The 24752-nt window shown below is 62.8% G+C and carries 23 protein-coding genes and 1 pseudogene; 14 read left to right on the forward strand and 10 right to left on the reverse strand.

Annotation, left to right across the window (positions count from 1 at the left end):
- Positions 1-188 precede the first annotated feature (188 nt).
- From DIE22_RS31705 to DIE22_RS31730, 6 genes are all read right to left on the reverse strand, one after another.
- Positions 189-1049, reverse strand: coding sequence for a sugar phosphate isomerase/epimerase family protein (locus tag DIE22_RS31705; protein ID WP_124606896.1), 861 nt, complete (start codon positions 1047-1049; stop codon positions 189-191).
- A 23-nt stretch (positions 1050-1072) separates the two neighbouring features.
- Positions 1073-2116 carry a Gfo/Idh/MocA family protein gene (locus tag DIE22_RS31710; protein ID WP_124501552.1) on the reverse strand — a complete coding sequence of 348 codons (1044 nt, stop codon included), beginning with the start codon at positions 2114-2116 and terminating at the stop codon, positions 1073-1075.
- A gap of 122 nt (positions 2117-2238) precedes the next feature.
- Positions 2239-3090, reverse strand: coding sequence for a sugar phosphate isomerase/epimerase (locus DIE22_RS31715; protein WP_124606897.1), 852 nt, complete (start codon positions 3088-3090; stop codon positions 2239-2241).
- Between the two features lie 64 nt (positions 3091-3154).
- Positions 3155-3898 carry an SDR family NAD(P)-dependent oxidoreductase gene (locus DIE22_RS31720; RefSeq protein ID WP_124501550.1) on the reverse strand — a complete coding sequence of 248 codons (744 nt, stop codon included), beginning with the start codon at positions 3896-3898 and terminating at the stop codon, positions 3155-3157.
- Positions 3899-3945: 47 nt separating this feature from the next.
- Complete coding sequence (locus DIE22_RS31725) at positions 3946-5328, reverse strand: MFS transporter (RefSeq protein ID WP_124606898.1); 1383 nt, start codon at positions 5326-5328, stop codon at positions 3946-3948.
- A 290-nt stretch (positions 5329-5618) separates the two neighbouring features.
- Entirely contained in the window at positions 5619-7412 is a 1794-nt protein-coding gene (locus tag DIE22_RS31730; protein WP_124606899.1) for an FAD-dependent oxidoreductase, read from the reverse strand.
- A 298-nt stretch (positions 7413-7710) separates the two neighbouring features.
- Between DIE22_RS31730 and DIE22_RS31735 the strand changes: the two genes are divergently transcribed.
- Together DIE22_RS31735 and surE are read left to right on the forward strand one after the other, a co-directional pair.
- Complete coding sequence (locus tag DIE22_RS31735; protein WP_124606900.1) at positions 7711-8565, forward strand: IclR family transcriptional regulator; 855 nt, start codon at positions 7711-7713, stop codon at positions 8563-8565.
- A gap of 233 nt (positions 8566-8798) precedes the next feature.
- Positions 8799-9593, forward strand: a complete 795-nt coding sequence (gene surE, locus DIE22_RS31740; RefSeq protein WP_124606901.1) for a 5'/3'-nucleotidase SurE — start codon at positions 8799-8801, stop codon at positions 9591-9593.
- A gap of 95 nt (positions 9594-9688) precedes the next feature.
- On the opposite strand, the gene DIE22_RS39375 is transcribed toward surE, so the two are convergent.
- Entirely contained in the window at positions 9689-10003 is a 315-nt protein-coding gene (locus tag DIE22_RS39375; protein WP_409364668.1) for a hypothetical protein, read from the reverse strand.
- A gap of 26 nt (positions 10004-10029) precedes the next feature.
- Complete coding sequence (locus tag DIE22_RS38535; RefSeq protein WP_221623910.1) at positions 10030-10821, reverse strand: N-formylglutamate amidohydrolase; 792 nt, start codon at positions 10819-10821, stop codon at positions 10030-10032.
- Between the two features lie 58 nt (positions 10822-10879).
- Here DIE22_RS38535 and istB point away from each other — a divergent pair.
- Positions 10880-11497 (forward strand): annotated as a pseudogene (gene istB / locus DIE22_RS31755) (IS21-like element helper ATPase IstB); the annotation flags it as partial.
- Positions 11498-12166: 669 nt separating this feature from the next.
- Here the strand turns inward: istB and DIE22_RS31760 are convergent.
- Positions 12167-12457 (reverse strand): DUF1330 domain-containing protein, encoded by a 291-nt coding sequence (locus DIE22_RS31760; RefSeq protein WP_124606902.1) that lies wholly within the window; start codon positions 12455-12457, stop codon positions 12167-12169.
- A 110-nt stretch (positions 12458-12567) separates the two neighbouring features.
- On the opposite strand from DIE22_RS31760, the gene DIE22_RS31765 reads away from it, so the two are divergent.
- The 7 genes from DIE22_RS31765 to DIE22_RS31795 all read left to right on the forward strand — a co-directional run bounded on the left by DIE22_RS31765 (position 12568) and on the right by DIE22_RS31795 (position 19364).
- Positions 12568-13170: an amino acid synthesis family protein gene (locus DIE22_RS31765; protein WP_124502075.1), complete on the forward strand. Its 603-nt coding sequence runs from the start codon at positions 12568-12570 to the stop codon at positions 13168-13170.
- On the forward strand, positions 13139-13957 hold the full coding sequence (locus DIE22_RS31770; RefSeq protein ID WP_124606903.1) for an alpha/beta fold hydrolase: 819 nt from the start codon (positions 13139-13141) through the stop codon (positions 13955-13957). The genes DIE22_RS31765 and DIE22_RS31770 overlap by 32 nt, the downstream gene beginning before the upstream one ends.
- Position 13958: 1 nt before the next feature.
- Positions 13959-14894, forward strand: a complete 936-nt coding sequence (locus DIE22_RS31775; protein WP_124502073.1) for a flavin reductase — start codon at positions 13959-13961, stop codon at positions 14892-14894.
- Positions 14895-14905: 11 nt separating this feature from the next.
- Entirely contained in the window at positions 14906-15943 is a 1038-nt protein-coding gene (locus DIE22_RS31780; protein ID WP_124502072.1) for an LLM class flavin-dependent oxidoreductase, read from the forward strand.
- Between the two features lie 12 nt (positions 15944-15955).
- Complete coding sequence (locus tag DIE22_RS31785; protein ID WP_124606904.1) at positions 15956-17425, forward strand: aldehyde dehydrogenase; 1470 nt, start codon at positions 15956-15958, stop codon at positions 17423-17425.
- A gap of 121 nt (positions 17426-17546) precedes the next feature.
- Positions 17547-18959 carry a cytosine permease gene (locus DIE22_RS31790; protein WP_124606905.1) on the forward strand — a complete coding sequence of 471 codons (1413 nt, stop codon included), beginning with the start codon at positions 17547-17549 and terminating at the stop codon, positions 18957-18959.
- A 15-nt stretch (positions 18960-18974) separates the two neighbouring features.
- Positions 18975-19364: a carboxymuconolactone decarboxylase family protein gene (locus DIE22_RS31795; protein ID WP_059516993.1), complete on the forward strand. Its 390-nt coding sequence runs from the start codon at positions 18975-18977 to the stop codon at positions 19362-19364.
- 68 nt (positions 19365-19432) lie between these two features.
- Here DIE22_RS31795 and DIE22_RS31800 read toward each other — a convergent pair whose 3' ends face one another.
- Positions 19433-20395 (reverse strand): D-glycerate dehydrogenase, encoded by a 963-nt coding sequence (locus tag DIE22_RS31800; protein WP_124606906.1) that lies wholly within the window; start codon positions 20393-20395, stop codon positions 19433-19435.
- A gap of 311 nt (positions 20396-20706) precedes the next feature.
- On the opposite strand from DIE22_RS31800, the gene DIE22_RS31805 reads away from it, so the two are divergent.
- The 4 genes from DIE22_RS31805 (at position 20707) to DIE22_RS31820 (ending at position 24605) form a co-directional block, all read left to right on the forward strand.
- A complete protein-coding gene (locus DIE22_RS31805; RefSeq protein WP_124502078.1) occupies positions 20707-21465 on the forward strand; it encodes an SDR family oxidoreductase in 759 nt (252 codons plus the stop codon).
- A gap of 99 nt (positions 21466-21564) precedes the next feature.
- Positions 21565-22851, forward strand: coding sequence for an MFS transporter (locus DIE22_RS31810; RefSeq protein ID WP_124606911.1), 1287 nt, complete (start codon positions 21565-21567; stop codon positions 22849-22851).
- A gap of 59 nt (positions 22852-22910) precedes the next feature.
- The gene (locus DIE22_RS31815; RefSeq protein WP_124502068.1) at positions 22911-23303 is read left to right on the forward strand and encodes a VOC family protein; all 393 of its coding nucleotides are present in this window, start codon (positions 22911-22913) and stop codon (positions 23301-23303) included.
- A 60-nt stretch (positions 23304-23363) separates the two neighbouring features.
- A complete protein-coding gene (locus tag DIE22_RS31820; RefSeq protein WP_124606907.1) occupies positions 23364-24605 on the forward strand; it encodes a citrate/2-methylcitrate synthase in 1242 nt (413 codons plus the stop codon).
- Positions 24606-24752: the final 147 nt, after the last annotated feature.

Here is a 24752-nt window from a genome sequence, read left to right on the forward strand (position 1 = left end):
CTGCGCGCATCCAGAAAATGCAGTCGGACGCCAATCTCAAGCGTGGCAGGTGCATTCAAACGACATCGGATACCACTGAAGCTTCACCTGGAGCTTGCCGATCTCGGCTACCACCTCACCCGGCTGCTCCTGAGCGCTCCTTGCCAAAGCCTCCTACTTTTCGATTCGCACCGTCCGGAACGCGATACTTATGCGCCGCCGGGAGCCTCGTACCGCGTAGAAAAGAAAGCAGTAATGTTTTGGGCCGCTGACTGTGCTCGCTCGAGCGTCGAAGACGTCGCTTCGGCGGCAACGGGTGTCTCTATGACGAGCTGAACCTGCGCTGGAAGTTCACCGAGAATCCCGTGCAGCGGGATGACACCGTCGCCGAGATGAAGCCGTGACGTACGCGCTTCACCGGCAAGTCCTTCCAGAGGCGGGGCGATCCGCTCGCAATCGCTCAGCTGTGCATATGCAATCCGTTCCGCCGGAATTTGCCCGATGTCCGACGCTGTACCGCCGCCCCGGTGAAAGTGGAGGACATCAAGAATCAGGCCGGCGTTGGAACTGCCCGCGGCCTCAACAAGATCCAATGCGTCCCGCCAAGTCCTGATATCGCGGTACAACATGAACTCTATGCCAACGGTAAGACCGAAACCCGCGGCCTGCTCACACAGACGACCAAAAAGGTCAATGCGCTGCGTGCGGGAAAGAAAAGTCGCATGGGGTGCGAGTTCGGTACCGATGGATGAAATGTGGGTCGCGCCGAGTTCCGCACCGAGCTCAAGTGCTGGCTTGAAGCGCTCCAGATCCGTCAGTGGCGATAACACAAATGCCTCGATGTCAAAGACACGCACGCCCGTTTCGCGAAGCGCCGTTTTGATCTCACGGATGACCTCCGGTTTGCCCAGGACCTCGTGGTGCAGCGGATGAGACGTGGCCGTCATTACAAGGAGGCCGACTTTCCCGAAACCGGATTTTGCTGCAGCCCAGACAAGCTCCGCCTGTGGCGTACGCCCAACCGTCAAGTTGGCCAACGACATATTGCGAATCTCAACGCTTGCTTTCATCCGTATTACCCGGTTACAAGAGCTTATTCCACATCGGGGACCGTCACGGTTGAGCGCGCAACCACTGCATCATGAATAGCCAGCGTCGCGGCCAGCGTGCGCGTCCCGTCAATGGCCGGACAAATCGGCACCTCCTTCCCGGCAATGACAGCCGAGAAGTGTCGCAACTGCTCGTAGTAGGGATCAGCTGCGTGTGGCGTGCAACGCTCAACCGTCAGAGCTTCGTGCCAACCCTTGTTGTCGCGGTATTCCCAGACATCGAGTAGCGGCAGTGTCAACGAGGCGTTGGTGCCAAGCAGGAAATGCGTATTGACCTGCTGGCGCGGATAATGGGCCGCTTCGCCCGCTGCCAGATCCCAATTCCACGGAGACACCGCGCAATCCGAAACAGCCAAGGTGCCGAGCGCGCCGTTCTGAAAGCGTAGCAGCACGGCTGCGGTGTCCTCCACTTCGAACCCGCGCACGTCATTGGAGGACTGCGCCTGCACCTCGACAATCTCGCCCATCAGAAAGCGCATGATGTCGATATCGTGAATCAGGTTGATCAGCACCGGGCCACCGCCCACGGTACGCCGCCACTCGACATCGAAATACGGATCGGGCTTGAAAAATGCCGCGAGACCATTTGCAGCGACGAGCTGGCCGAGGCGGCCGGACTGGATTACCTCCCGCGCGCGGCGCAGGATCGGATTGTGCCGCCGCTGGTGGCCCACTAGCAGCGGCACACCCGCGTCACGCGCCGCGCGCGTCAGGCGCGTGGCGTCTTGAACGTTGTCCGCAATCGGTTTTTCAATGAGCGCCGGCACACCACGCGCAATACAGGCCAGTCCGATCTCCATATGAGTCGCATTTGGCGTCGCAACGATCGCCCCTGCGGGACGAATCTCGTCCAGCATCACGGCGTAGTCCGCAAACCAGCGCAATCCGTTCGCCCGCGCAAACTCCTGTGCGGCCGACGACGGGTCCGCGAGCGCAACAACTTCAACGTCGGCATGCGAACGCGCTCGTTCAACATGCATCCTGCCAATTGCCCCCGCGCCAATTACTGCCAAGCGTGCCTTCGCCATTTTCCTCTTCTCTGTCGCTTAGCGGGTTTGTCTCGATCGGGTCTTACCGAAGGCGCTTTTGGGGCTGCAGCCGAAGGTTTGACCCGGAGTTAATGGATGTTCGCGCCACGCGGCGCAGGTCCTTACACGCCGCGGCAACCACCGGGTGCCGCCAGCGCCGACTCAATCACTGCAAGCGTCGCCTCGCGCAAGCGGCGCGCGCGTGCCAGTGCCGGTGTGCTCTGCGCCCAGCGCTGGTTGGGAACTTCGACACTGACTGGCAGATGCATCGGCAAGGCGCGCAGGATACCCCGAAGGTCAATGCCCCCCTCGCCGGGAATCATGCGCTCACAACGCGCCTGAAAAAGCAATGTGTCCAGGTCAGTCGGGCGCTGTGGGCTGGCGTCACAAAACTGCAGGTAACCAAAGTACTCCCGTGGCAACGCACTCAATGCATCGGCCGATGTTCCAGCGCGATCAAAGTGAATCGGATCGATGATGAGCCCGGTGTTCTTCCGACCACTCGCACGAATGACGCGCGCGCCCGCCTCGATATCCCTGACGTCGGTCCACGGCATCGGCTCGACAGACGGCGAAAGACCCAGCGGCTCAGCAAGATCGCAAAGACGGCCGAGATTGTCGACCAGGCGGTTTTCGTCCGGATCGTTACCAGCCACCAGCACGTAGCGCGCGCCAAGTTCGGCTGCGGTCTCGAGCATCGGTACATAGGCGTGCACGTCAGTCTCGGGTTTGAGCCGCAGAATCTCCGCGTCGAGCACGCGTACTCCTGTGTCTCGCAATACTGCGAGGACTTCGCGCTTTAGCGCGGCATCGCCGATGACGTCGTGATGCACCTCAGTTTCGGTCGCCGGCAGCAGTCGCAGACCGACATAGTCATATCCCGACTCGCTGGCACATCGAACCATCTGAGGTGGCGTCAGCTCAAGAACGGTCAGTGCGGCCAGCGACAGTGGCCGGAGTTCAGGTACAGTCATCTCTTCTCCCAAATCGTTGTTTCAGAAACGCCGAATCGCGTGTGCGCGCCCGGCGATCTCCCCGTCAGTACGTCGCACGCCCGCCCGACACATCGAACGTAGCACCAGTCGAAAAGGAGCAATCTTCGGTCGACAACCAAGCGACGAGTGCAGCGACCTCATCCGGCCGACCAGGTCGCCCCATCGGAATCTTGTCGACAACGAGTTTCCGTTGAGCGTCTGTCATGGCCGAGAGCATTTCGGATTCGATCGCAGCCGGAGCAACACAATTGACCCGAATCTCGGTGTCCGCCAGTTCCTTGCCCAGCGATTTCGTAAGTGCCATCACACCCGCCTTCGATGCACTATAGGCAGACTGGTTCGGGTTGCCATCTTTGCCGCCGATCGACGCCAGGTTCACGATTCGGCCGTTGCGAGCCCGCCGCAAATAGGGGATCACGGCCTTGCAGCAAAGGAACGTCCCAGTGAGATTGACTTCAAGCACCTGTCGCCACGAATCGACCGGATATGCTTCGACCTTTTCGATGGCGCCGTTGATTCCCGCTGAATTGACAAGGATGTCAATCGCCCCGAGCTTCGACGCGGCCAATTCCACTGCCGCTTGCACGCTCTCGTCATTGGTCACGTCAACCTGGGTCGTCAACACTGCACCTACCCGTTCTGCCGCGGCCTGCACTGCGTCTGATTTGAGGTCCCAGAGAACGACTTTCGCACCGGAAGCGATGAGGCGTTCGGCAATAGCCAGTCCGATTCCACCCGAGCCGCCCGTCACAATAGCCACGCGGTTTGCAAGATCAAGTTTGTTCATCATCCGTTCCTAACCAAAACTTCCACAAAAATCGTGACACCAAGACATCAACCCTGTTTTTCGCGACGTCCTAATTGTTCCAACGGCACCGTGTGAGCTTCGCGCATCGTCAGTGCCGCAACCGACGAAATCAGACAGACAGTAGCCGCAAAGACGGCGGGAAGAACCCACGGCTGGGTGCCCCACCGGCCCATCAGCGCCGACTCGATCAGCGGAGCAAATCCCGCCACGCCGACACCCAATTGCGTGCCGACAGCCACCCCGGACATGCGGACTTCCGTCGAAAAGCGTTCGCCAAACAGCGCCGGATATACGGCGTTGTTCATCCCGTATGCCAGACCCCCGAGGAAAACCCCGAAACAAAGCACCCATGTTTCATGACCCGTTGTGATCGACCAGAGGAAAAACACCAAGCCGATCGCACACAGGACGTTGCCTGCAACCAACACCGGCCGACGCCCTACCCGATCTGACAACGCGCCCCAGACCGGAATGGTGAAGACCGCCAGCAGATTTGCAAGCGCAGCCGTCCAGAGCATCGTCGAGGTACTGATTGGCTGACTCTGGATGCGGGAGAACGACAGCGCGAACACGGCAAACGTGGTGCCGACTGAGGCTAGCAGCACCGTGAAGAATATCTGGGTCAGTTCCTTGCGATAGCTCGCGAACAGAACCTTCAGCGGCATGTTCTTGACCTTTTCGTGTGCGGCCTTGTTCTCAAAGGCCGGCGTCTCTTCGAGCTTTGCTCGTACAACGAGGCCCACAACAACGACGATCGCACTAAGCCAAAAAGGAACGCGCCAACCCCAGGCCATGAACTGGTCGGTAGGCAGAAAGGCCGCCAGCGGCAAGACCACGGCAGGCGCGAGGACCTGGCCGCCCTGCGTGCCGCTCAGTGTCCAGCTGGTGTAATAGCCGCGCCGGTGCTGCGGTGCATGCTCGAAGCACATCGAACTCGCGCCCGCGAGTTCTCCCGAAGCAGAAATACCTTGCAGGAAACGCAGGGTCACCAGCAAGGCTGGCGCCAGTAGACCGGCATTCTGATAGGTTGGCAGACAGCCCACGAGAAATGTCGAAATTCCCATGAGCAACAGCGTGCCCACCATGACGACTTTTCGACCGAGCCGGTCCCCGAAGTGCCCCATCAGGAATGATCCGAGCGGCCGCGCCGCGTACGCAACACCAAATGTCGCCATCGACGCCAGCGTTGCGGCCGCGATATCTCCCGGCGGGAAAAAGAGCTGAGGAAAGACCAGTGCCGCTACTGTGCCGTAGATAAAGAAATCGTAGTATTCGAGCGCACTGCCGATCCATCCGGCGATTGCCGCCCTTCGAGCATGGCCAGTACCCGATGCGTGTGCCGCATCGCTGGACCGGCCCGCATCTCGGGCGGCCGATGTGATTTCATCCCGCAACGTCTCTACTGTCATGATGTCTCCAAAATTGAATTTAGCGCACTGTTTTGGTCGTATTCGCAGCAGGGCCGCGTCGTGTTGAGCCCGACCCCGACAAAATCTGGGAGCTCGACGCCGCCCCGTCTGGCTTCTTTAAGTCGATCTCTCGGTGCAGCTCAGCCGCCAGTCGGCACCACTTGGGTCACGGTCCTTTAAATCATTTGTATCGTTGTACTAATCGTACTTTTGATATTTAAGTCTGATCTATTAACTACGGCGTGGTCCCCAGAAGTGGAACTTGATCGCCCTGCCAACTCCCACTTCGACTATGCGATTCGCACGCCCGCGAGTTCGATACACATTTCCGCTCGCCTGCTCTCCAAAGCCGGGCTCGGTGCGTCCGCATCGTCGCCCCCCATCTCGTTGATCCCCGCGGCATGCCGCCCTGCGATATACCCAAAGGTCATCGCCGGCCCAAGATTGATCCCGCCAGACGGGTAAAAGCCCCCCATCACACTCGCCATATCGGTGCCCACCGCGTAGAGACCTGTAATCGGCAGATCACCGTCGCCCAGCACCTGCGCGGCGCCGTTGGTCTTCAGGCCCGCGAACGTTCCGAAGCTACCCGGCAGCACCTTGACCGCGTAGAACGGTCCATGTTCGATCGGCGCGACGCAGGGGTTCGGGCCATCATGTAGCGGATCTCCCCCTTTGCGGTTAAATGGCGTCGAGCCACGACCAAATACCGGATCCTCACCACGCCAGGCATGCTCGTTAAATGTGCGCACCGTCTGCACAAGTGCATCAGGGTCGATGTCACATTCGCGGGCCAGCGCCTGAATCGAATCTCCGCGCTTCAGGTAGCCACTACGGACAAACGGGGCAAGCGGTACCGGAAACGGCCGGGCGTAACCAAGCCCATACCGCCGCTGGAAATGGTGGTCGCAGATTAGCCACGATGCGACCTCCTGCCCTTCCGGAACCGCGTCAATCATTGCTTTCGTGTAGTCGTAGTAGCCATCGGCTTCGTTCACGAAGCGTTTGCCGCTGCGCAGTACACCAATAATTCCAGGCTTGGCACGATCGATAATGTGGGGGAAATGTCCCACACGCCCATCGCGGTGGACAACCTGCGACACCGGTGCCCACGCCGCGGGCGACGCAAGATCGGTCACCAGTCGCCCCCCGACGGATTCACCCAGCGTGATTCCGTCGCCACTGCAACCGGCCGGCGGGAGTGCGAGATGTTCCTTGCCAGTCGGGTTGCGGGGAAAGTGAGCCTGGCGGCGCTCAATGTCGTTCGGAAAACCACCCGTAGCCAGCACGACCCCGCGGGCAGCATGAATCTGGATCTCCCCATTACGGGTCGAAACAACCGCACCGCGAACGGCACCTTCGTCATAAATCAGGCGCTTGGCGGGAGCGGACTCCATCATCGTGACGCCCAGATTCTCGGCCGACTTCGCCAGACGCGCGATCAGCGCCACGCCATTCACCAACTGCATTGCACGACCGTGCAGCCCAAGATCCAGCAGATGCCGTGAAAAGCGCCGAACGACATGGAACAAGGATCGCCATGAGCGCGTCACACCAAGAAATGCGGACAGATCGGCACCGGCCATGATCGGCATGCCGAGAATCGACGTCTCGGGCATCGTCTTTCGCAATCGCTTGATCAGCGCTCCCGCTTTCCGCCCGTCGTACGGCGCCGCAATAACCTGATGCCCTCGCGTGGCGGCACCGGGGGTATTGCCATGCATGTCGGGAATCTCGTTGCCATCGACGAATTTGAGCTCGGTGTGCGTCTCGAAGAACGAAACCATGTTCGGGCACTGGTCAAGGAACGCATCGATACGGGCCGCGTCATAGCGCGCACCCAGTTCGTTGCGCAGGTACACGCGCGGTTGCTGTGGGTCTTCATTGATGCCCGCCCGTTGGGCGAGCGGGTTACCGGGCACCCACATCCAGCCGCCCGACCAGGCGCTCGCTCCACCCAGAACGTCGTCCTTTTCGATGACGACCACGCTCAGGCCATGCCAGGCGGCCGTGACCGCCGCCGCAAGGCCTGCCGCCCCCGAGCCGATCACCAGCAAGTCACAGCGCATCTCACGCTCCGCCATCTCCACCTCCTATTCCCCCAATCGATGAGAGAAGTTTAGTGGAATTGAATTCCAATGTCACAGGAAATTTGTTCCATCCAATCTCTGTGCTGTTGAGAACGGATAGGACGCTACCTCTGGTCATCGTCGACACGGGACGCATTCGGCATCCTGGAGACGCGCCAGTCTAGGTGCGCGACCGGCTGAACACACACCGGCCGCCATGTCGCAAGGCCCGGAGAGAAAGATTATTCCACACAGAGTGGAACAAACTTCCAGTACAATGAACGCTCAATGTCGTAAACGGAAGGAGGTATGGATGGCAGGCGGAGTCACATCGCCCGAGCCCGGGTACTCGGGATTGCTCGACCGAGGACTGGCAATTCTCGAACTGCTCTCGGGTAGCGACGCTGGGGCATCGCTCACCTTTATCTCAGAAAATTTGCGAATCCCGCGTAGTGCGACCCATCGACTACTGACAGCGCTTTCAGATCACGGCTACGTGCGCCAGGAGCAGGATCGTGGCGTATATGTCCTGACAACCAAATTGCAGGTATTGGCGTTCCGTCATCTCGCCTCGAGCGGTTACATTGATGCCGCCCAGCAGGTGCTGGACCGGCTGGCGACGGCAACAGGAGAACTGGTTCGCCTCGCCGTCGCAGACAATGATCAGTTGACGTGGGTCGCCAAGTCGCAAGGTGCGCGATCCGGACTGCGATATGACCCTGATATGGGCATGATTGCAAAGCTGTCATGTTCGGCGACAGGCTACGCCTGGTTGTCATGCATGGACGACCATCAGGCGCTTGAGATCATTGAAAGACAAGGACTGGGAAGCCGGGACGAATATGGCCCACAGGCGCCAGAGACCCCCGCCGAGGTACTCGCGCACATTCACACTGCGCGTGAGCAGGGTTACGCGATTGCCGTCCAGACATTTACCGACTGGATGGCGGCGATCGCCACTGCACTGAGGCATCCGCTCACCCGGAAACCCATTGGTGTCATCAGTGTCGCGGGCCCATTTTCCCGGCTACCCGAAAAGCGGCTGCACGAGTTCGCTCCGCTGCTGATCGAAGCGGCGCGAGAAATCGCTCAACTGATTCCAGGCTCGCCGGCCCTGACGAGTCCGGGTATCGCCGCCCTGGCGGCACGCGAAAGCGTCGCTTCGTAACGACACGGCTGACGGTATGCGCTTGTGGGAACAGTCTCACGGAAAAACCTCAATGAGGGCGGTCCGTCGCCCGGGATTACGCCACAAGATGGTTGTCCACGTATCGCACCGTCGACCTTCCGCCCTTCATCTACATGTCTGATCGGTGACCCGACCGATTTTCACGGGTCGGCCCCAAACGCATCCTGTGTTTCAGCGTCATCGGGCTATCCCTGCACAAAAAGGAGCACACGATGTCCGACATCGAACCTATCATCGAACGCGTACTCTTAACCAACGACGATGGTATTGACGCGCCGGGGCTCGCAGTTCTTGAAGCGGTCGCGGCCGAACTTGCACACGAAGTCTGGGTGGTGGCGCCCGAACGCGACCAGAGCGGGACATCACATTCGATCAGCCTGCATTCACCTCTGCGCATCGCTCAACGTGGCGAACGCCGCTTCGGCGTCCATGGCACGCCAGGCGACTGCGTTGTCATGGCGGTGCGCCATCTGATGAAGGACACAACCCCGACGCTTGTGCTGTCCGGCATCAATCGCGGGGCCAATCTTGGAATCGAGACGATGTTCTCCGGTACGGTCGGGGCAGCCATGACCGGCCTCCTGCTCGGCCTGCCCTCAATCGCACTGAGCCAGGCGGTACCGAACCGCAAAAGCGTACGCTGGGATACCGCACGCGCACTTGCACCCGCTGTTCTTCGAAAACTGCTGTCGATTACTCACGACGCTCCCACCTGTCTGAATGTGAATTTTCCGGACTGCGATGCATCGGAGGCTGGGCCACTCGCTATTACGCGGCAAGGGACAGGTTACTTCGAGAGCATCGACGTCTTTGCGCACATCGATCCACGCGAGATTGACTATCACTGGATGCGGTTCCGACATGGTCGCCGCCCGGATGCGCCTGACACCGAGGCCGCAATCATCAGTGCCCGCGGCATTTCCGTGACACCGATACACTTTGATCGTACCGCTCAACACACCGTTTTGACGCTGCAATCTGGCCTGCAAGCCGGCGCCATGGTATAGCGACTTTCGCAGTGAATGCTCGTCATGCACTAAGACTGCCTCGACGTTACTATTCAGATATCCAAAATGTTTTCAGCAGAGCGCGGGTTGTGCATCTACGATGCATGAGCTGACCAGTGTGTGGGTGGCATGGATAAAGAGTTGCTGACCAAGATCGTATAGAGATAGCGCGGCAGCTTCGTCGCGCGATCGCCGCGCTTCGCGAATGCGAGCAGTTCCGGCGTCTTGTCGATGAAGCGTCTCGTCACGTCGCCCGCGATGAAGAAATGAAGGGCGATTCCGTGAAGTGGCGCGTGGCAGCCAAGCGGTGAAACATCAAGCCGATGCAGGGCGGTGCGCTGAAGGATCCGGTGATCCCGCTCGAGTCCACCACGGCACAAATCGGCGCGCGGCTCGAGCATCCGTTTCATGGTAAGCGGTCCGATAACAACGTCCCTCAGAGGCTTATTAGCCTCTCGAGTGCAGAGGTAATCACATCCTGTGCTCGCGCAGCCTCAGTCATCAAGCGTGCGTAATCGATCTTAGGCCGCGCTTCATCGATGAGCGAGCAGTCTATATAGTTCGGGTAGCGAAGTTCGATCATAAGAGTTTCGACGTTCGAACGCCGACCATAGTGCCGAACGATGTACCCGCCCCGAAACGGAGTATTGTCGCCTACGGAAAATCCGGCATCTCGATACGCCGCGAAGAATGTCTGGAACGTTTGAACGGACGTGGTGCAATGGCCACCGTTCCCAAGGCAAACATCGAAAGTCGTAGGTCCCATGAAGGAGTGCAGATCGAGCACCAAAACGCGACCGAAATTTTCCACCATTGCATCAACTTCTGCCTCTAGCCTCTGATGAAAGGGCCGATGAAAAGAGGTAATCCTGCCGACGGCTTCCGCTGCGGTTGGCTCATGCAAATAGATCGCTTCGCCATCGTAGGTGCTGAGGGTAATCGGTGAATCCGACCACGCCCCGGGGGCTACCAAATTGGGATCACGATTGACGTCGACGACATATCGGCTATGTGTAGCCAAGATGGCGGTGATCCCCATTCCTGGCAAGAAAGAGTACAAGTCGTTCAAGAACCAGTCGGTGTTACGCTGCCCGCTTATCGCGGCAACTTCCTGATCGCTCAACCCCATTTCCACCAAGCGACTGACAGCCTTATGCCGCAAGTCGTGGAAATGGAGATCGTCAAGACCGAGATCGCGAACAATATCGGCCCAGAGTTTCTGAAACACGTATGGTTTGCGCTTCTTGTCTCGCCCATGCTCGTACCATGGCGCCGCTCGCCAGGCTGATAGAGGCGCTCGATGTCAAAGGGATCATCGAATAACAGCTTTCCCCGCCATCAAGACGCTCGATGACTACGACTACAGTTTCGCCGTCGGGGCGCCGCGCAAGACGATCGACGAGCTTACCACCCTGCGCTTCATCGAGCGGGGTGAGAACGCCGTGTTGCTAGGCCCGTCAGGCGTGGGCAAGACCCACCTCGCGATCGCCATTGGGTATGCCGCGACACAGGCCGGCATCAAGACGAAGTTCATCACGGCGGCGGATCTGATGTTGCAGCTCGAGGCCACGCGCCGACAGGAGCGATACGACGCCGTACTTCGGCACAACATTCTCGGCCCGAGGTTGCTCATCGTCGACGAGATCGGCTATCTGCCGCTCTCGGGGGATCAGGCTAGCCACTTCTTCCAGATCGTCGCCAAGCGCTACGAGCGCGGGTCGATGATCCTGACCAGCAACCTTCCGTTTGCGCAGTGGGACGAAACCTTCGGCGGCAACACCACACTGACTGCAGCGATGCTCGACCGCATCCTGCACCACGCCCACATTATCCAGATCAAAGGAGACAGCTACAGGCTGAAACTGCAACGCCAAGCCAGTCACGTTTCGTCATCGAAGAGGTAACGACTGGCTCAGTTTTACTTTGCGCGATCAGGCGCGAAGTGGCTCAGATTTCAAATGCGTTTGACACAGGATGCGGCGCCTTCTTCAATCGCTGCCCAGGGTATAGCGAGGGGACGTCATGCCAGACAATCTAAATAAAGCGTCCGAATTTCGTTTTAGGTTTGACCCGGTCCACGCTTAGCCAGAACTCCCCCGGCTGCGAGGTGGGTGGCCCCAATCGCCGGGGCATATGAAGCGTTTAGCCACCCTCACCGCCTTGACACTACTGCCGGCACGCACGTCGACATCCGAGGTGATGCCGGCTGGCGACGGACACTACACTGTGGTAGCAACGCGCAGCTGCATCAGCTCGACAGGCAGACGCATGGGGTTCGCGGCTGGACGCCGCAAGAGGCTCAACTGACATTCGCATGCGTTGGGGCAAGAGGTCATGGCAAAGCGACCCCGGGCAACTTCCCCGATACGAACTTGGTGCTTGCCGAGCGGCAGGCCACACGCCAAGGACATCAGTACAGATTTCCTTTGCAAATCCGTTTTGCAGCGCCCCCCCGCGCCAGACCAAATATGCTTGCAAACATGTAATTGCGGGGAAAGACGAATCCTCATACAAAACAGCTACTTAGCGAGCTACGTCAGAACAGGTTCCGTTTGCAAACAACTACCACGCGATCAGCCCTCGAACCCCTCGACGATCGCGATCTGGGCGCGGCAATGTCCATCCCGCTTCGCCTTCGCCGCCTGGTATTCGGGCGAGTGATAGCACGCGAGCGCCGTCTCCATATCCGGGAAGCGGATCACGACGTGGCGCTCGAACGAGTCCCCCTCCAGCACCTGCGATGCGCCGCCGCGCGCCAGGAACACCGCGCCGAACTTCTTGAACGCCTGCGGCGCGAGGTCCGTGTAGTCCTTGTATTTCACGGGGTCCAGCACCTGCACGCGGGCAATCCAGTACGCACTCATTTCTCGCCTCCAGTTTCGGGAAATTCCCAGACACGGGTTAACACCCATGGCATGCCGTAACATGGTATACCACAATGAATCCCACAATCAACGCACGAAAGGAAGGTGCCATGAGCCTGATTCGGAAATCCGTCCTCCATGTCGAGACGCTCTACGTGGACGGCGACAAGGTCGCCGCCAAGCCGCTGAAGATGATCGGGGCGGTCGCCGTGATCAAGAACCCGTGGGCAGGCCGCGGGTACGTCGAGGACCTGTCGCCGGAGATCCGCGCGCTCGCGCCGCAGCTCAGCGAACACCTGACGAAGATGATCCTCGACGAAGCCGGTTCAGGCGACGCGGTCGAAGCGTTCGGCAAGAGCGCGATCGTCGGCCTCGACGGTGAAATCGAGCACGCGTCCGCGCTGATCCACACGCTGCACTTCGGCAACACCTATCGCACGGCCGTGGGCGCCAAGTCGTACCTCGCGTTCAACAACACGCGCGGCCCGGCCAATGCGCCGCTGTTGATTCCGATGATGGACAAGAACGACGAAGGCCGCCGCTCGCACTATCTGACGCTCCAGTTCTCGATTGCGGACGCACCGGCCGCCGACGAACTGGTCATCGCCATCGGCGCCGCCACCGCCGGCCGTCCGCATCACCGCATCGGCGACCGCTACAAAGATCTCGCAGAGCTCGGAAATGACGTCAAGAACCCTGCCGCTGTCAAATAAGCGCATCGTCCACTACCTCGACCAGGGTGCCGGCGAACCGCTGGTGCTGATCCACGGCGTGGGCATGCAGGCGAGCGCGTGGTATCCGCAGATCGACGACCTGTCGCGCGATTTCCGCGTGATCTCCGTCGACATGCCGGGCCACGGCATGAGCGATGCGCTCGACACCGACGCCGACCTGCAGCAGTTCGTGCAGTGGGCGATCGAGTTCATCGAGGCGCTGCAGGTCGGCCCCGTCAACCTGGCCGGCCACTCGATGGGCTCGCTGATCGCCGCCGGCGTCGCGGTGACGCGGCCCGATCTGGTCAAGCGCGTGGCAGTCCTGAACGGTGTGTACCGCCGCACCGAGCAGGCGCGCGAAGCCGTCCTGCAACGCGCCGCCGAACTGCGCTCGGGCACCATCGACGTCGATACGCCGCTGCGGCGCTGGTTCAACGCGGAGGAAGCGCAGCAGGCCGCCGCGCACAAGGTGGAAGCGTGGTTGCAGTCCGTCGACCTGGCGGGCTACGCCACCGCGTACACCGCGTTCGCGAAGGGCGACGAGGTGTATGCCGACGGCTGGCACCGGATTGCCTGCCCGGCCCTCGTGCTCACCGGATCGGACGACCCGAATTCGACGCCCGAGATGGCCCGGCAGATGGCGCAGGCCGCGCATGACGGCAAGGCCGTCGTGATCGAGAACGAGCGCCACATGGTGAACCTGACCGCGCCCGAGGAAGTCAATCGCGCCCTGCGTGCCTGGTTGCAGACCGTGCCGCAGGCGGAAACCCTGAAATCGGAAGTGTGACATGAGCCAAGCAACCCGCCAGGAAGTCCCGACGATCAACACCCGCGAGCTGCGCGATGCGTTCGGCGCGTTCATGACCGGCGTGACGATCGTCACCACCGCGCGTGACGACGGCCAGCCGCTCGGATTCACCGCGAACTCGTTCTCGTCCGTGTCGCTGGACCCCGCGCTGCTGCTCGTCAGCATCGCGAAGACGTCGAGCAATTTCCAGACGTTCTCCACCACGGGCCACTTTGCGATCAACATCCTCGCGGAAGGGCAAAAGGACCTGTCGAACACCTTCGCGCGACCGAGCGACGATCGCTTCGCGCAGGTCGGCTGGCACCTGAGCGCGCATCGCAACCCGCTGATCGACGACGTCAGCGCGTGGTTCGACTGCACGACGCACGCGGTGATCGACGCGGGCGATCACGCGCTCATCGTCGGCAAGGTCGAGGCGTTCCATTCGGCCGGCTACGCGGGGCTCGGCTATTACCGCGGCGGCTATTTCACGCCGGCGAAGCTGTCGGCCGAAGTCATCGCCGGCCCGAAGGTGATCGTGAGCGCGATCATCACGCGCGACGACAAGGTGCTCATGGTGAAGACCGCCGACGGCAAGTGGGCGCTGCCGACCAAGGAAATCGGCAACGAAGGCGCCGACAAGGCGCTCGCCGAACTCTTCCGACAATACCAGCCGGACGCTTCGGCAAGCTTCATTTATTCGGTCTACAACAACACTGAGACGCACTACCAGTACATCTCGTTCCTCTGCAGCGCACCGGACGAAGTGGCGGCCGCCGGCGAATTCGTGAGCCTCGAGAACATCGAGGCCGACGCGTTCCAGGACAGCGCCCTCGCCAGCATGCTCGAGCGCTATCGCAAGGAGAGCCAGTTGAAGAGCTACGGCCTCTACTTCGGCGACCACAGCACCGGCACCGTCCGCCCGCTTCTTTCCTGAAAGGTCACATCATGCGTTTTTCGCTTTTCGTTCACATGGAGCGCGTCTCCGACCAGACCAGCCAAAAGCAGCTGTACGACGAGATGGTCGAGCTGTGCCAGATCGCCGATCGCGGCGGCATGCACGCCGTCTGGACCGGCGAGCACCACGGCATGGATTTCACGATCGCGCCGAACCCGTTCATCAACCTCGCCGATCTCGCCAACAAGACGAAGCGCGTGCGGCTGGGCACGGGCACGGTCATCGCACCGTTCTGGCACCCGATCAAGCTCGCCGGCGAAGCCGCGATGACCGACATCATCTCGGGCGGCCGCCTGGAACTCGGGATCGCGCGCGGCGCATACTCGTTCGAATACGAGCGCCTGATGCCGGGCCTCGACGCGTGGGGTGCCGGCCAGCGCATGCGCGAACTCATTCCCGCGGTGAAGAAACTGTGGGAAGGCGATTACGCGCATGACGGCGAGTTCTGGCAATTCCCGTCGACGACGTCGTCGCCGCTGCCGCTGCAGCAACCGCATCCGCCGATCTGGGTGGCCGCGCGCGACCCGAACAGCCACGAGTTCGCGGTGGCCAACGGCTGCAACGTGCAGGTCACGCCGCTGCACCTGGGCGACGAGGAAGTCGAGAAGCTGGTCGGCCACTTCAACGCCGCGTGCGAGAAATTCCCCGACGTGCCGCGCCCGCAGATCATGCTGCTGCGTCACACCTACGTGGCGAGCAGCGAGGACGACGCGCAAGTGGCCGCCGACGAAGTCAACGTGTTCTACAACTACTTCGGCGCGTGGTTCAAGAACGAGCGGCCGATCAGCCGCGGGATGATCAAGCCGCTGAGCCGCGACGAAATCGCCGCGCATCCGTTCTACACGCCGGAAGCGATGCGCAAGAACAACGTGATCGGCACGCCCGCCGAGGTCATCGAGCGTCTGAAGGCATACGAGGCGCTCGGCTTCGACGAGTACTCGTTCTGGATCGATACCGGCATGAGCTTCGAGCGCAAGAAGGCGTCGCTCGAACGGATGATCCGCGACGTGATGCCTGCGTTCCAATAAGGGGACGACGCCATGAATGCGCACTTTCAGCTATATATCGACGGGAAGTTCGAGCCCGGCGCCGCGACCTTCGGCAGCATCAATCCGGCTACCGGCGCCGTATGGGCGCAGATGCCCGAAGCGCGCACCGACGAGGTCAACCGCGCGGTCACGGCGGCCGGCCGCGCTTTGACCGATCCGGCCTGGGCGGGGCTTTCGGCATCGGCGCGCGGCAAGCTGCTGTACAGGCTCGCCGATCTCGTCGAACGGGCTGCGCCGCGGCTCGCCGAAATCGAAACGAACGACACCGGCAAAATCATCCGGGAAACGTCGAGCCAGATCGCGTATGTCGCCGAGTATTACCGCTACTACGCCGGTATCGCCGACAAGCTCGAAGGCAGCAGCATCCCCGTCGACAAGCCCGACATGCAGGTGTGGCTCGAGCGTCAGCCGGTCGGCGTGGTCGCCGCGATCGTGCCCTGGAACAGCCAGCTGTTCCTGTCAGCGGTCAAGGTCGGCCCGGCCCTCGCCGCCGGCTGCACGGTGGTGCTCAAGGCTTCCGAGGAAGCGCCGGGGCCGTTGCTCGAGTTCGCGCGCCTCGTGCACGAAGCCGGGTTTCCGCCGGGCGTCGTCAACGTCATCACCGGCTTCGGCCCGGAATGCGGCGCGGTGCTGAGCGGCCATCCGGGCGTGGACAAGGTCGCGTTCACCGGCGGCCCCGAAACCGCGCGCCACATCGTGCGGAACACGGCCAGCAATCTCGCGAAGGTGTCGCTGGAGCTCGGCGGCAAGTCGCCGTTCATCGTGTTCGCCGATACCGACATCCAGAGCGCGGTGAATGCGCAGGTCGCCGCGATCTTCGCGGCGAGCGGCCAGAGCTGCGTCGCGGGTTCGCGTCTGCTGATCGAGGCGTCCGTGAAGGACCGCTTCCTTGCCCTGCTGGTCGAGCGCGTGTCGCGCATTCGCGTGGGGTTGCCCAACGAGCGGGAAACGGAGTACGGCCCGCTGTGCACCGAGCGCCAGCTTCGCAACATCGAGGCGGTCGTCGCGAGCTCGGTGCGCCAGGGCGCGAAAGTGCTCGCCGGCGGGAAGCAGCTGGAGCGCGACGGGTACTACTACGCGCCGACGATCCTCGACTGCACCGGCGTCGAGCAAGCGGACAGCATCACGACGGAACTGTTCGGCCCGGTGCTGTCGGTCGACACGTTCGACTCCGAGCAGGAAGCGATCGAAAAAGCCAACAGCACGGCCTACGGTCTCGCCGCCGGCATCTTCACGACCAATCTCACGCGTGCGCACCGCGTGTCGAAGCGCGTGCGCTCGGGCATCGTGTGGATCAACACCTATCGGGCGGTGTCGCCGCTCGTGCCGTTCGGCGGCTTCGGCCTGTCCGGGCACGGCCGTGAAGGCGGCCTGAGCGCCGCGCTCGAATACACGACGACGAAATCCGTGTGGCTGCGCACGTCGGACGATCCGATCAGCGACCCGTTCGTGATGCGTTGAGCGGGTACGCATTCGCCTGCAGTATCGATTCAAAGCCGCGGAAGCCATGTCGTGCCATGCCGCACCGCGCCGGTGAGCGCGTGCGGCGCGGCATGGTCCCGGCAATAAAAATGGAGACAGCATGACCCAGCAGGAAAGCGACGGCAGCGTTCTCGCCATCGAAAGCAACTCGATCGAATATGTTCCCCCGGAGGCGCGGCACGGCAAGCCGGCCGACCTCTTCACCCTGTGGTTCTGCACCAACGTCGCGCCGCTGGCCGTGATCTCGGGCGCCACGTCGGTGCTGGTGTTCCACCTCGACCTGGTCAGCGCGATTCTCGCGATCGCGGCCGGGCAATGCTTTGGCGCGATCTTCCATGCGCTCACCTCCGCGCAGGGGCCGCTCGTCGGCGTGCCGCAGATGATCCAGAGCCGCGCGCAGTTCGGCCGCTACGGGTCGCTGCTGGTGGTGGGATTCACGACGCTGATCTACCTCGGCTTCTTCGTGTCGAACATCATTCTCGCGGGCAAGACGCTCCACACGGCCGCGCCCGCGGTGCCCGTGCCGGTCGCGACCGTCATCGGCGCGGTGCTCGCGACGCTGGTCGGCGTGATCGGCTGTCACTTCATTCATCGCTTCAACAAGGTCGGCGCGTGGTTCATGGGCGGCGCGCTCTTGATCGGCATCGCACTGATGGCCCCGGGCCTCGATGCGCGGATCTTCCAGCAGGGCCATTTCGATCTCGCCAACTGGTTCGCGATGTTCGGGCTGTGCGCGGTGTGGCAGATCAGCTTCGCGCCCTATACGTCCGACTATTCGCGCTATCTGCCGACGTCCGCCGGATTCGCGAAGACCTTTGCGTATACGTATTTCGGCACGTCGCTGGGCACGATCTTCGCGTTCCTGTTCGGCGTGCTCGCCGTCAGCACCGGGCATTCGACCGACGCGATGCAGGCGGTCCGCGAACAGACCGGTGCGTTCGGCTACGTGCTGATCTTCCTGTTCCTGGTCAACATCATCGGCCACAACGGGATGAACCTGTATGGCGCGGTGCTGTCGTTCATCACCGCCGCGCAGACGTTCCGTCCGCACTGGGTGCCCGGCCGCAACGTGCGCGTCGTCGTGTCGGCGGTGCTGCTGGTGGCGTCGACCGCGACCGCACTGTGGGCGTCGAGCAACTTCATCGCGATCTTCCTCGACGCGATCTTCGCGTTGCGCATCGTGCTGGCGCCGTGGATCGCGATTAACCTGATCGACTTCTACCTGGTCAACAATCGGCATTACCGCGTCGCGGAGATCATCAGCAGCAATGGCGGCGTGTATGGTTCGTTCAACGTCAAGGCCATTGCGATCTACGTGTTCGGCGTCGCGGTCCAGGTGCCGTTCATGGAGGAAAGCTTCTTCCACGGCCCATGGGCGTCGATTCTCGGTGGCGCGGACGTGTCGTGGATGGTGGGCCTCGTCGCCACCGCGCTGGCTTGCTACCTGTTCGCGTCGAAGGACGCCTCGCGTGCGCGCGGCCGGTGTCCGGCAGGCGCCGGGGCTTTGGATTAACGAAGGAGATCAATCATGAATGAAGACGACGCGCTGTTTCAGAAAGGCTTGCCGATCCGCCGGGAAGTACTCGGCCCCGAATACGTCGATGCGTCGATGGAGAAGGCCGACGCCTTCATGATGGCGTTCCAGCGGGCCACCACTGCCTGGGCGTGGGGCTGGGCATGGGGCGACGACACGCTCGACCGCAAGACGCGCAGCCTGCTCAACCTCGCGATGCTGACCGCCGGCGGCCATACGAACGAACTCAAGCTGCATGTGAAGGGTGCGCTCAACAACGGCGTGAGCGTCGACGAGATCAAGGCGACGCTGCTGCACGCGACCGCTTATTCGGGCATCCCGCACGGGCTCAGTGCGTTCAAGGCCGCGCATGAAGTGCTGGTGGCCGAGGGGGCGTTGAAGTAAGGGACCGACATGCCGGCGCTTGCCGTCATCGGCAGCACCGGCATGGCCGAGTTGCACGGCAGTCCCCGTCACAACGCGTTCGGCGCCGCCCTCCCGTCAAGCACCGCCGCGACGTTATCGAGCGCGGTAAAACCCATCTGATCCCGCGTCTCGATCGTCGCGCTGGCCATGTGCGGAGACAGGAACACATTGTCGAGCATGGCGAAGCGCGGATCGATGTTGGGCTCGTTGCGATAGACATCGAGCCCCGCGCCGAACAGGCGCCGCGACGTCAACGCGTCGTACAGCGCGTCCTCGTCGACGAGGCTCCCGCGCGCCGCGTTGACGAACACCGCACCATCGCGCAACAAGCCGAATTCGCGGCGCGTCATCAACGGCGTGCCGCCGCCCGGCACGTGCAGCGTGAGGATGTCGCACTGCGGCAGCAGCGTGTCGAGATCCGCGCAATAGCGCGCGCCCGCCTCGATCTCGGGCGGTGCCGGCCGCCTGTCGGTATAGACGATCCGCATCCCGAACCCGCGTGCGCGCTGCGCGACCGCGCGGCCGATCCGGCCGAAGCCGACGATCCCGAGCGTCTTGCCGTTCACGCGCGTGCCGAGCATGTCGGTCATGCCGAACGACTTGCCCCACCCCGCGCGCATGATGCGCTCGTACTCCGATGCGCGCCGGCACGCGGCCAGAATGAGCAGCATCGTGAAATCGGCCGTGCAATCGGTCAGCGCGTCGGGCGCATTGCTGACCACGATCCCGCGTGCACGCGCGGCCGCCACATCCATGTGGTCGTAGCCGGCGCTCGCGTTCGCGATGATCTTCACGCTCGGCGGCAATGCCGCGATGTGCTCGGCCTGCAGCCCCGATTTCTTGCCGATCAGCACCGCCGGCGTTTCGTGGCGATTGCAGAACTCGACGACGGACGGCGCGTCCATGTCGGCATCCGTCACGTACGCATGGAATTCGGTTTCGGCACGTGCGGCCACGGCCGCGGGAACCCGTCGCGCTACCAGCAGGCGGGGGCGATTGTTGTCAGGCATGGTCTCGTCCTTGGGTCGGAAAACGGAGCACAGCCTACGAAGCGCACGCGACGCGGGTCAATATTGATTGATTCAATCAACGTGTCTGTGCGGCATCGACCACCTGCCTGCAAGCCGGTTCGGTTGCATCACCCGATGCGCACCACGCCGTGGCGCCCCCTAAACGACGTGCCCGCGATCTCAGGAAAACCCTGACGCCACCCCGTCCCGACGGGGCGGTTGATATTGATTGAAAGAATCAAGATTGCTGGGGAATCGCCACCGCGCAATGCTTTTTGCATGTTCAACGGACTGAAGAAGAGGTCGTGAAAATGCAGGCACGGAAAAAAATCGCCGCAGTGACGGGCGCCGGCACCGGAATCGGCCAGGCAGCGGCCGTCGCGCTGGCGCGAGCCGGCTTCGGCGTGGCGTTGCTCGGCAGGCGCATCGAGCCGCTGCTCGATACGAAGGAGATCATCGAGCAGGCCGGCGGGGTGGCCGCGGCCATCCCGGCCGACGTCGCCGACGAGGCATCGGTGGACGCGGGCTTCGCACGGATCGAGCGCGAGTTCGGGCGCCTCGACGTGCTGTTCAACAACGCCGGCCGCAACGCGGGCGCCGTGCCGCTCGACGACTACTCGCTCGAATTCTGGAACGACGTGGTCGCGACCAACCTGACGGGCGTGTTCCTGTGCGCACGCGCCGCGTGGCGCCAGATGAAGCGCCAGGCCCCGCAAGGCGGCCGCATCATCAACAACGGGTCGATCTCGGCGCACACGCCACGTCCGAACACGATCGCGTACACGGCCACCAAGCATGCCGTCCTCGGCATCACGCGCTCGCTCGCGCTCGACGGCCGCCCGTTCAACATCGCGTGCGGCCAGATCGACATCGGCAACGCCGCCACGTCGCTGACCGAGCGCATGAACAGCGGCGTGCTGCAGGCCGACGGCCGCGTCGCGCCCGAGCCGCGCGTCGACGTCGCGCACGTTGCGCACGCCATCGTGCAGATGGCAAGCCTGCCGCTCGAAGCGAACATTCTGAACATGACGATCATGGCGAGCGCGATGCCCTTCGTCGGGCGCGGCTGACCGGACGATCGCCGGCGCACACGACAACAACACGCCGGCCCACCCATCACGAGATATAAGGAGACGACATTGAAAACCGCGGAAGAGCAGGTTTCGGTCATGCGCGAGTTCGACTCGCACGCGGGCCTGGCCAGGAGATCGCGCGTGCGCTACGGCGTGCTGTCGATGCTGTTGGTGGCAACCATCCTCAACTACGTCGACCGCTCGGCACTCGGCATCGTCGCACCGGCCCTGTCGAAGGATCTCGCGCTCACCCGCGTCCAGATGGGTGAACTGTTCGCCGTGTTCGGCCTGGCGTACTCGATCGCGCTGCTGCCGGCGGGCGTGCTCGCCGACATGCTCGGCTCGCGCGTCGCCTATGCGCTGTCGCTGGTCGGCTGGTCGCTGGCGACGCTGACGCAAGGGCTCGCGCACGGCTACCAGATGCTGCTCGGCTCGCGTCTTGCTATGGGCGCGCTGGAGGCGCCGGCGTTTCCGTCGAACGCCCGCGCGGTGACGATGTGGTTCCCGGTCCAGGAGCGCGGCTTCGCGACCAGCGTCTACGTGATGGGCCAGTACATCGGCACGCCGCTCTTCACCGGGCTGCTGCTGTGGATCTCGTCGGCATTCGGCTGGCGCGCCGTGTTCTTTGCGACCGGCGGCTTCGGCATCCTGTTCAGCGTCGTCTGGTACCGGCTCTATCGCGATCCGTCGCGGCATCGCGGCGTCAATGCGGCCGAACTGCAGTACATCACCGAAGGGCGCCCGGTCGTGACCGCACGCGATCCGTTCGACTGGCGCATGGCGTTGCGCCTGCTCGGCTATCGGCAGATCCTCGCGATCTGTCTCGGCAAGTTCTGCAACAACACGCTGCTGGTGTTCTTCACGACCTGGTTCATGACCTACCTGGTCGAGGAACGGCACATGTCGATGATCAAGGTCGGCCTCTTTCAGGCAATGCCGTTCATCGGCGCGACGCTGGGGATCCTGATCGCCGGCTACCTGTCCGATCTGTGCATCCGGCGCGGCGTGTCGATGTCGTCGTCCCGCAAGGCCCCGCTCGTGATCGGCACCTTCCTCGGCGCGTCGATCGTGCTCGTCAATTTCGTGCACTCGAACGCGCTGGTGATCGCGATCCTGACCGTCGCGTTCTTCGCGCAAGGGATCGGCTCGATGTCCTGGGCCGCCGTCTCCGAGATCGCGCCGAAACGCTATGTCGGGCTCACCAGCAGCATCACGAGCCTCGCAGCCAATATCGCGGCCGTCACCACGCCGCTGATGATCGGCTACGTGACCCAGCACACCGGCAACTTCTTCTGGGCGCTGAACCTGATGGGTGCGATCTGCCTCGTCGGCACGCTGTCGTACTCCGTGCTGCTCGGCAAGCTGTCGCGCATCGAACTCTGACCCCGTCCGACTCCCTTTGCCTGCCGCTCAGGCGGCTCAACCCCATCCGGCCCACGATCATGATCGAATTCAAATGGGATCACCTGCAACTCTGCTCGGCTGACGCCGAGGCCACCGCCGCGTGGTTCGCGCGCTGCCTGAACGCCGAAATCGTGCGGCGCCCCGGCCGCGTCGACTTGCGGATCGGCACCATCAACCTGTTCATCACGGCCCTGCCCGACGCGCGATCGGCCGCCGTGCCCGACGGCGCGCGCGCGCAAGGCATCGATCACTTCGGCGTGCGGGTCGAGGATCTCGATGCCGCGTACGCACACCTGGTCGAGCACGGCGCCGAGATCGTCCAGCCCGTGACGCGGATCCGTGCCGGCGTGCGCGGCTGTTTCGTGCGCGCGCCCGGCGAGATCCTCGTCGAGGTGCTCGAGCGGCGCCCGGCCGAGATGACATTCAGCTGAACCCGGTCTATAGTCGGCGCAAGCGGCCGGGCACCGGCCGCGTCTTCATCACGACTCCCCATGCACAACTGGATCACCCTGACGGAAGCCGCGCGGCGGCTCGGCGTGCGGGCGCAGACCGTCTATGCGTATGCGAGCCGCGGCAGCATCGCCGTGATGCAGGATCCCGACGATCCGCGCAAGAGCCTGTATCGCGCCGAGGACGTGATCGCGCTGTGCCGCAAGAAACAGGTCGGCCGCAAGCGCGCGGCGCTGGCGGCAAGCACGATCTTCGGCGCCGAGCCGTGCATCTACAGCGGCATCACCACATTCTCCAAGGGCCGTGCGTGGTATCGCGGCCGCGACAGCATTCAACTGTCGGACACCGCCACGCTCGAGGAAACGGCCGCGCTGCTCTGGCATGCCACCACGCCCGTGTCGTTCGACGCGCCCGCGGTTGCATTGCCGGCCGGCGAGCGCGATCGCCAGTGCGCGTTCACGATGCTTGCCACGTTGGCGGCGCACGGCCACTCGACGCTCGGCCGGCTCGACAGCGCACTGCACACCGAGGCCGGTCAACTCGTCGCGATCGTTTCTCGCGCGTTCGGCGCGCACGACGACGCGGGCCTGCCGTGGATCCATCAGCGGCTCGCGGCGGGCTGGGGGCTGGACGATCGGGGCGCGGACCTGCTGCGCCGCGCGATGGTGCTGGTCGCCGATCACGAGATCACGAGTTCGGCGTTCGCCGCACGCATCACCGCATCGACCGGCGCGTCGCTCGCGGGCTGCCTGCTGACCGGACTCGCGACGTTGTCAGGTCCGCTGCACGGCGATGCGTCCGGGCGCGTGCGCGCGGTGTTCGACGACGTGGAACGGCTCGGCGCCGGGCACGTGGTCGATCATCACCTGAAGTCCGCGATCCCGATTCCCGGCTTCGGGCATCATCTCTACCCCGACGGAGATCCGCGGGCGGCCGCGTTGCTGGCTCGGCTCGATCCGCCGGCGGAACTGGCGCGCTTCATCGACAAGGTCATGACACTGACCGGCCAGCGGCCGACCATCGATGTCGCGCTCGCGATGCTGTCGGTGCAGCTTCAGTTGCCGCGCGACGCGGCTTTCGGGCTGTTCTCGATCGCGCGCAGCGTCGGGCTGCTGGCCCACTGCATCGAACAGTTGCGCGTGGGCAAGGTGATCCGGCCGCGCAGCCGCTATACGGGGCCGGCGCTCGACGAACGGCATCTGCGGCCCGAAGCCGAGGACGACGGCAAGCTGCCGAAAGCCGGCGTGATCGAGAAGAACCGGGTGTTCAAGGTTGTGGATTGACGGCGGCGACGATGAACTTCGCAGCATCGACGCGGCCTTCGACGCATTCACCGCCACGCATTCACCTACGATACGCCCCTAAAACCTCGACGTTTCACGACTGAAACATTTTCGATTGCGGATCCGGCCCCGCGCCGGCCGCATTTC

This window comes from Burkholderia sp. Bp9142 (assembly GCF_003853415.1).
In the GTDB taxonomy this organism is placed as follows: domain Bacteria; phylum Pseudomonadota; class Gammaproteobacteria; order Burkholderiales; family Burkholderiaceae; genus Burkholderia.

Excerpts from the sequence above, each read along its gene's own strand:
- DIE22_RS31705 (WP_124606896.1), bottom strand. The coding sequence starts at position 1,049 with ATGAAAGCAAGCGTTGAGATTCGCAATATGTCGTTGGCCAACTTGACG.
- DIE22_RS31710 (WP_124501552.1), bottom strand. The coding sequence starts at position 2,116 with ATGGCGAAGGCACGCTTGGCAGTAATTGGCGCGGGGGCAATTGGCAGG.
- DIE22_RS31715 (WP_124606897.1), bottom strand. The coding sequence starts at position 3,090 with ATGACTGTACCTGAACTCCGGCCACTGTCGCTGGCCGCACTGACCGTT.
- DIE22_RS31720 (WP_124501550.1), bottom strand. The coding sequence starts at position 3,898 with ATGAACAAACTTGATCTTGCAAACCGCGTGGCTATTGTGACGGGCGGC.
- DIE22_RS31725 (WP_124606898.1), bottom strand. The coding sequence starts at position 5,328 with ATGACAGTAGAGACGTTGCGGGATGAAATCACATCGGCCGCCCGAGAT.
- DIE22_RS31730 (WP_124606899.1), bottom strand. The coding sequence starts at position 7,412 with ATGGCGGAGCGTGAGATGCGCTGTGACTTGCTGGTGATCGGCTCGGGG.
- DIE22_RS31735 (WP_124606900.1), top strand. The coding sequence starts at position 7,711 with ATGGCAGGCGGAGTCACATCGCCCGAGCCCGGGTACTCGGGATTGCTC.
- surE (WP_124606901.1), top strand. The coding sequence starts at position 8,799 with ATGTCCGACATCGAACCTATCATCGAACGCGTACTCTTAACCAACGAC.
- DIE22_RS39375 (WP_409364668.1), bottom strand. The coding sequence starts at position 10,003 with ATGAAACGGATGCTCGAGCCGCGCGCCGATTTGTGCCGTGGTGGACTC.
- DIE22_RS31760 (WP_124606902.1), bottom strand. The coding sequence starts at position 12,457 with ATGAGTGCGTACTGGATTGCCCGCGTGCAGGTGCTGGACCCCGTGAAA.
- DIE22_RS31765 (WP_124502075.1), top strand. The coding sequence starts at position 12,568 with ATGAGCCTGATTCGGAAATCCGTCCTCCATGTCGAGACGCTCTACGTG.
- DIE22_RS31770 (WP_124606903.1), top strand. The coding sequence starts at position 13,139 with ATGACGTCAAGAACCCTGCCGCTGTCAAATAAGCGCATCGTCCACTAC.
- DIE22_RS31775 (WP_124502073.1), top strand. The coding sequence starts at position 13,959 with ATGAGCCAAGCAACCCGCCAGGAAGTCCCGACGATCAACACCCGCGAG.
- DIE22_RS31780 (WP_124502072.1), top strand. The coding sequence starts at position 14,906 with ATGCGTTTTTCGCTTTTCGTTCACATGGAGCGCGTCTCCGACCAGACC.
- DIE22_RS31785 (WP_124606904.1), top strand. The coding sequence starts at position 15,956 with ATGAATGCGCACTTTCAGCTATATATCGACGGGAAGTTCGAGCCCGGC.
- DIE22_RS31790 (WP_124606905.1), top strand. The coding sequence starts at position 17,547 with ATGACCCAGCAGGAAAGCGACGGCAGCGTTCTCGCCATCGAAAGCAAC.
- DIE22_RS31795 (WP_059516993.1), top strand. The coding sequence starts at position 18,975 with ATGAATGAAGACGACGCGCTGTTTCAGAAAGGCTTGCCGATCCGCCGG.
- DIE22_RS31800 (WP_124606906.1), bottom strand. The coding sequence starts at position 20,395 with ATGCCTGACAACAATCGCCCCCGCCTGCTGGTAGCGCGACGGGTTCCC.
- DIE22_RS31805 (WP_124502078.1), top strand. The coding sequence starts at position 20,707 with ATGCAGGCACGGAAAAAAATCGCCGCAGTGACGGGCGCCGGCACCGGA.
- DIE22_RS31810 (WP_124606911.1), top strand. The coding sequence starts at position 21,565 with ATGCGCGAGTTCGACTCGCACGCGGGCCTGGCCAGGAGATCGCGCGTG.
- DIE22_RS31815 (WP_124502068.1), top strand. The coding sequence starts at position 22,911 with ATGATCGAATTCAAATGGGATCACCTGCAACTCTGCTCGGCTGACGCC.
- DIE22_RS31820 (WP_124606907.1), top strand. The coding sequence starts at position 23,364 with ATGCACAACTGGATCACCCTGACGGAAGCCGCGCGGCGGCTCGGCGTG.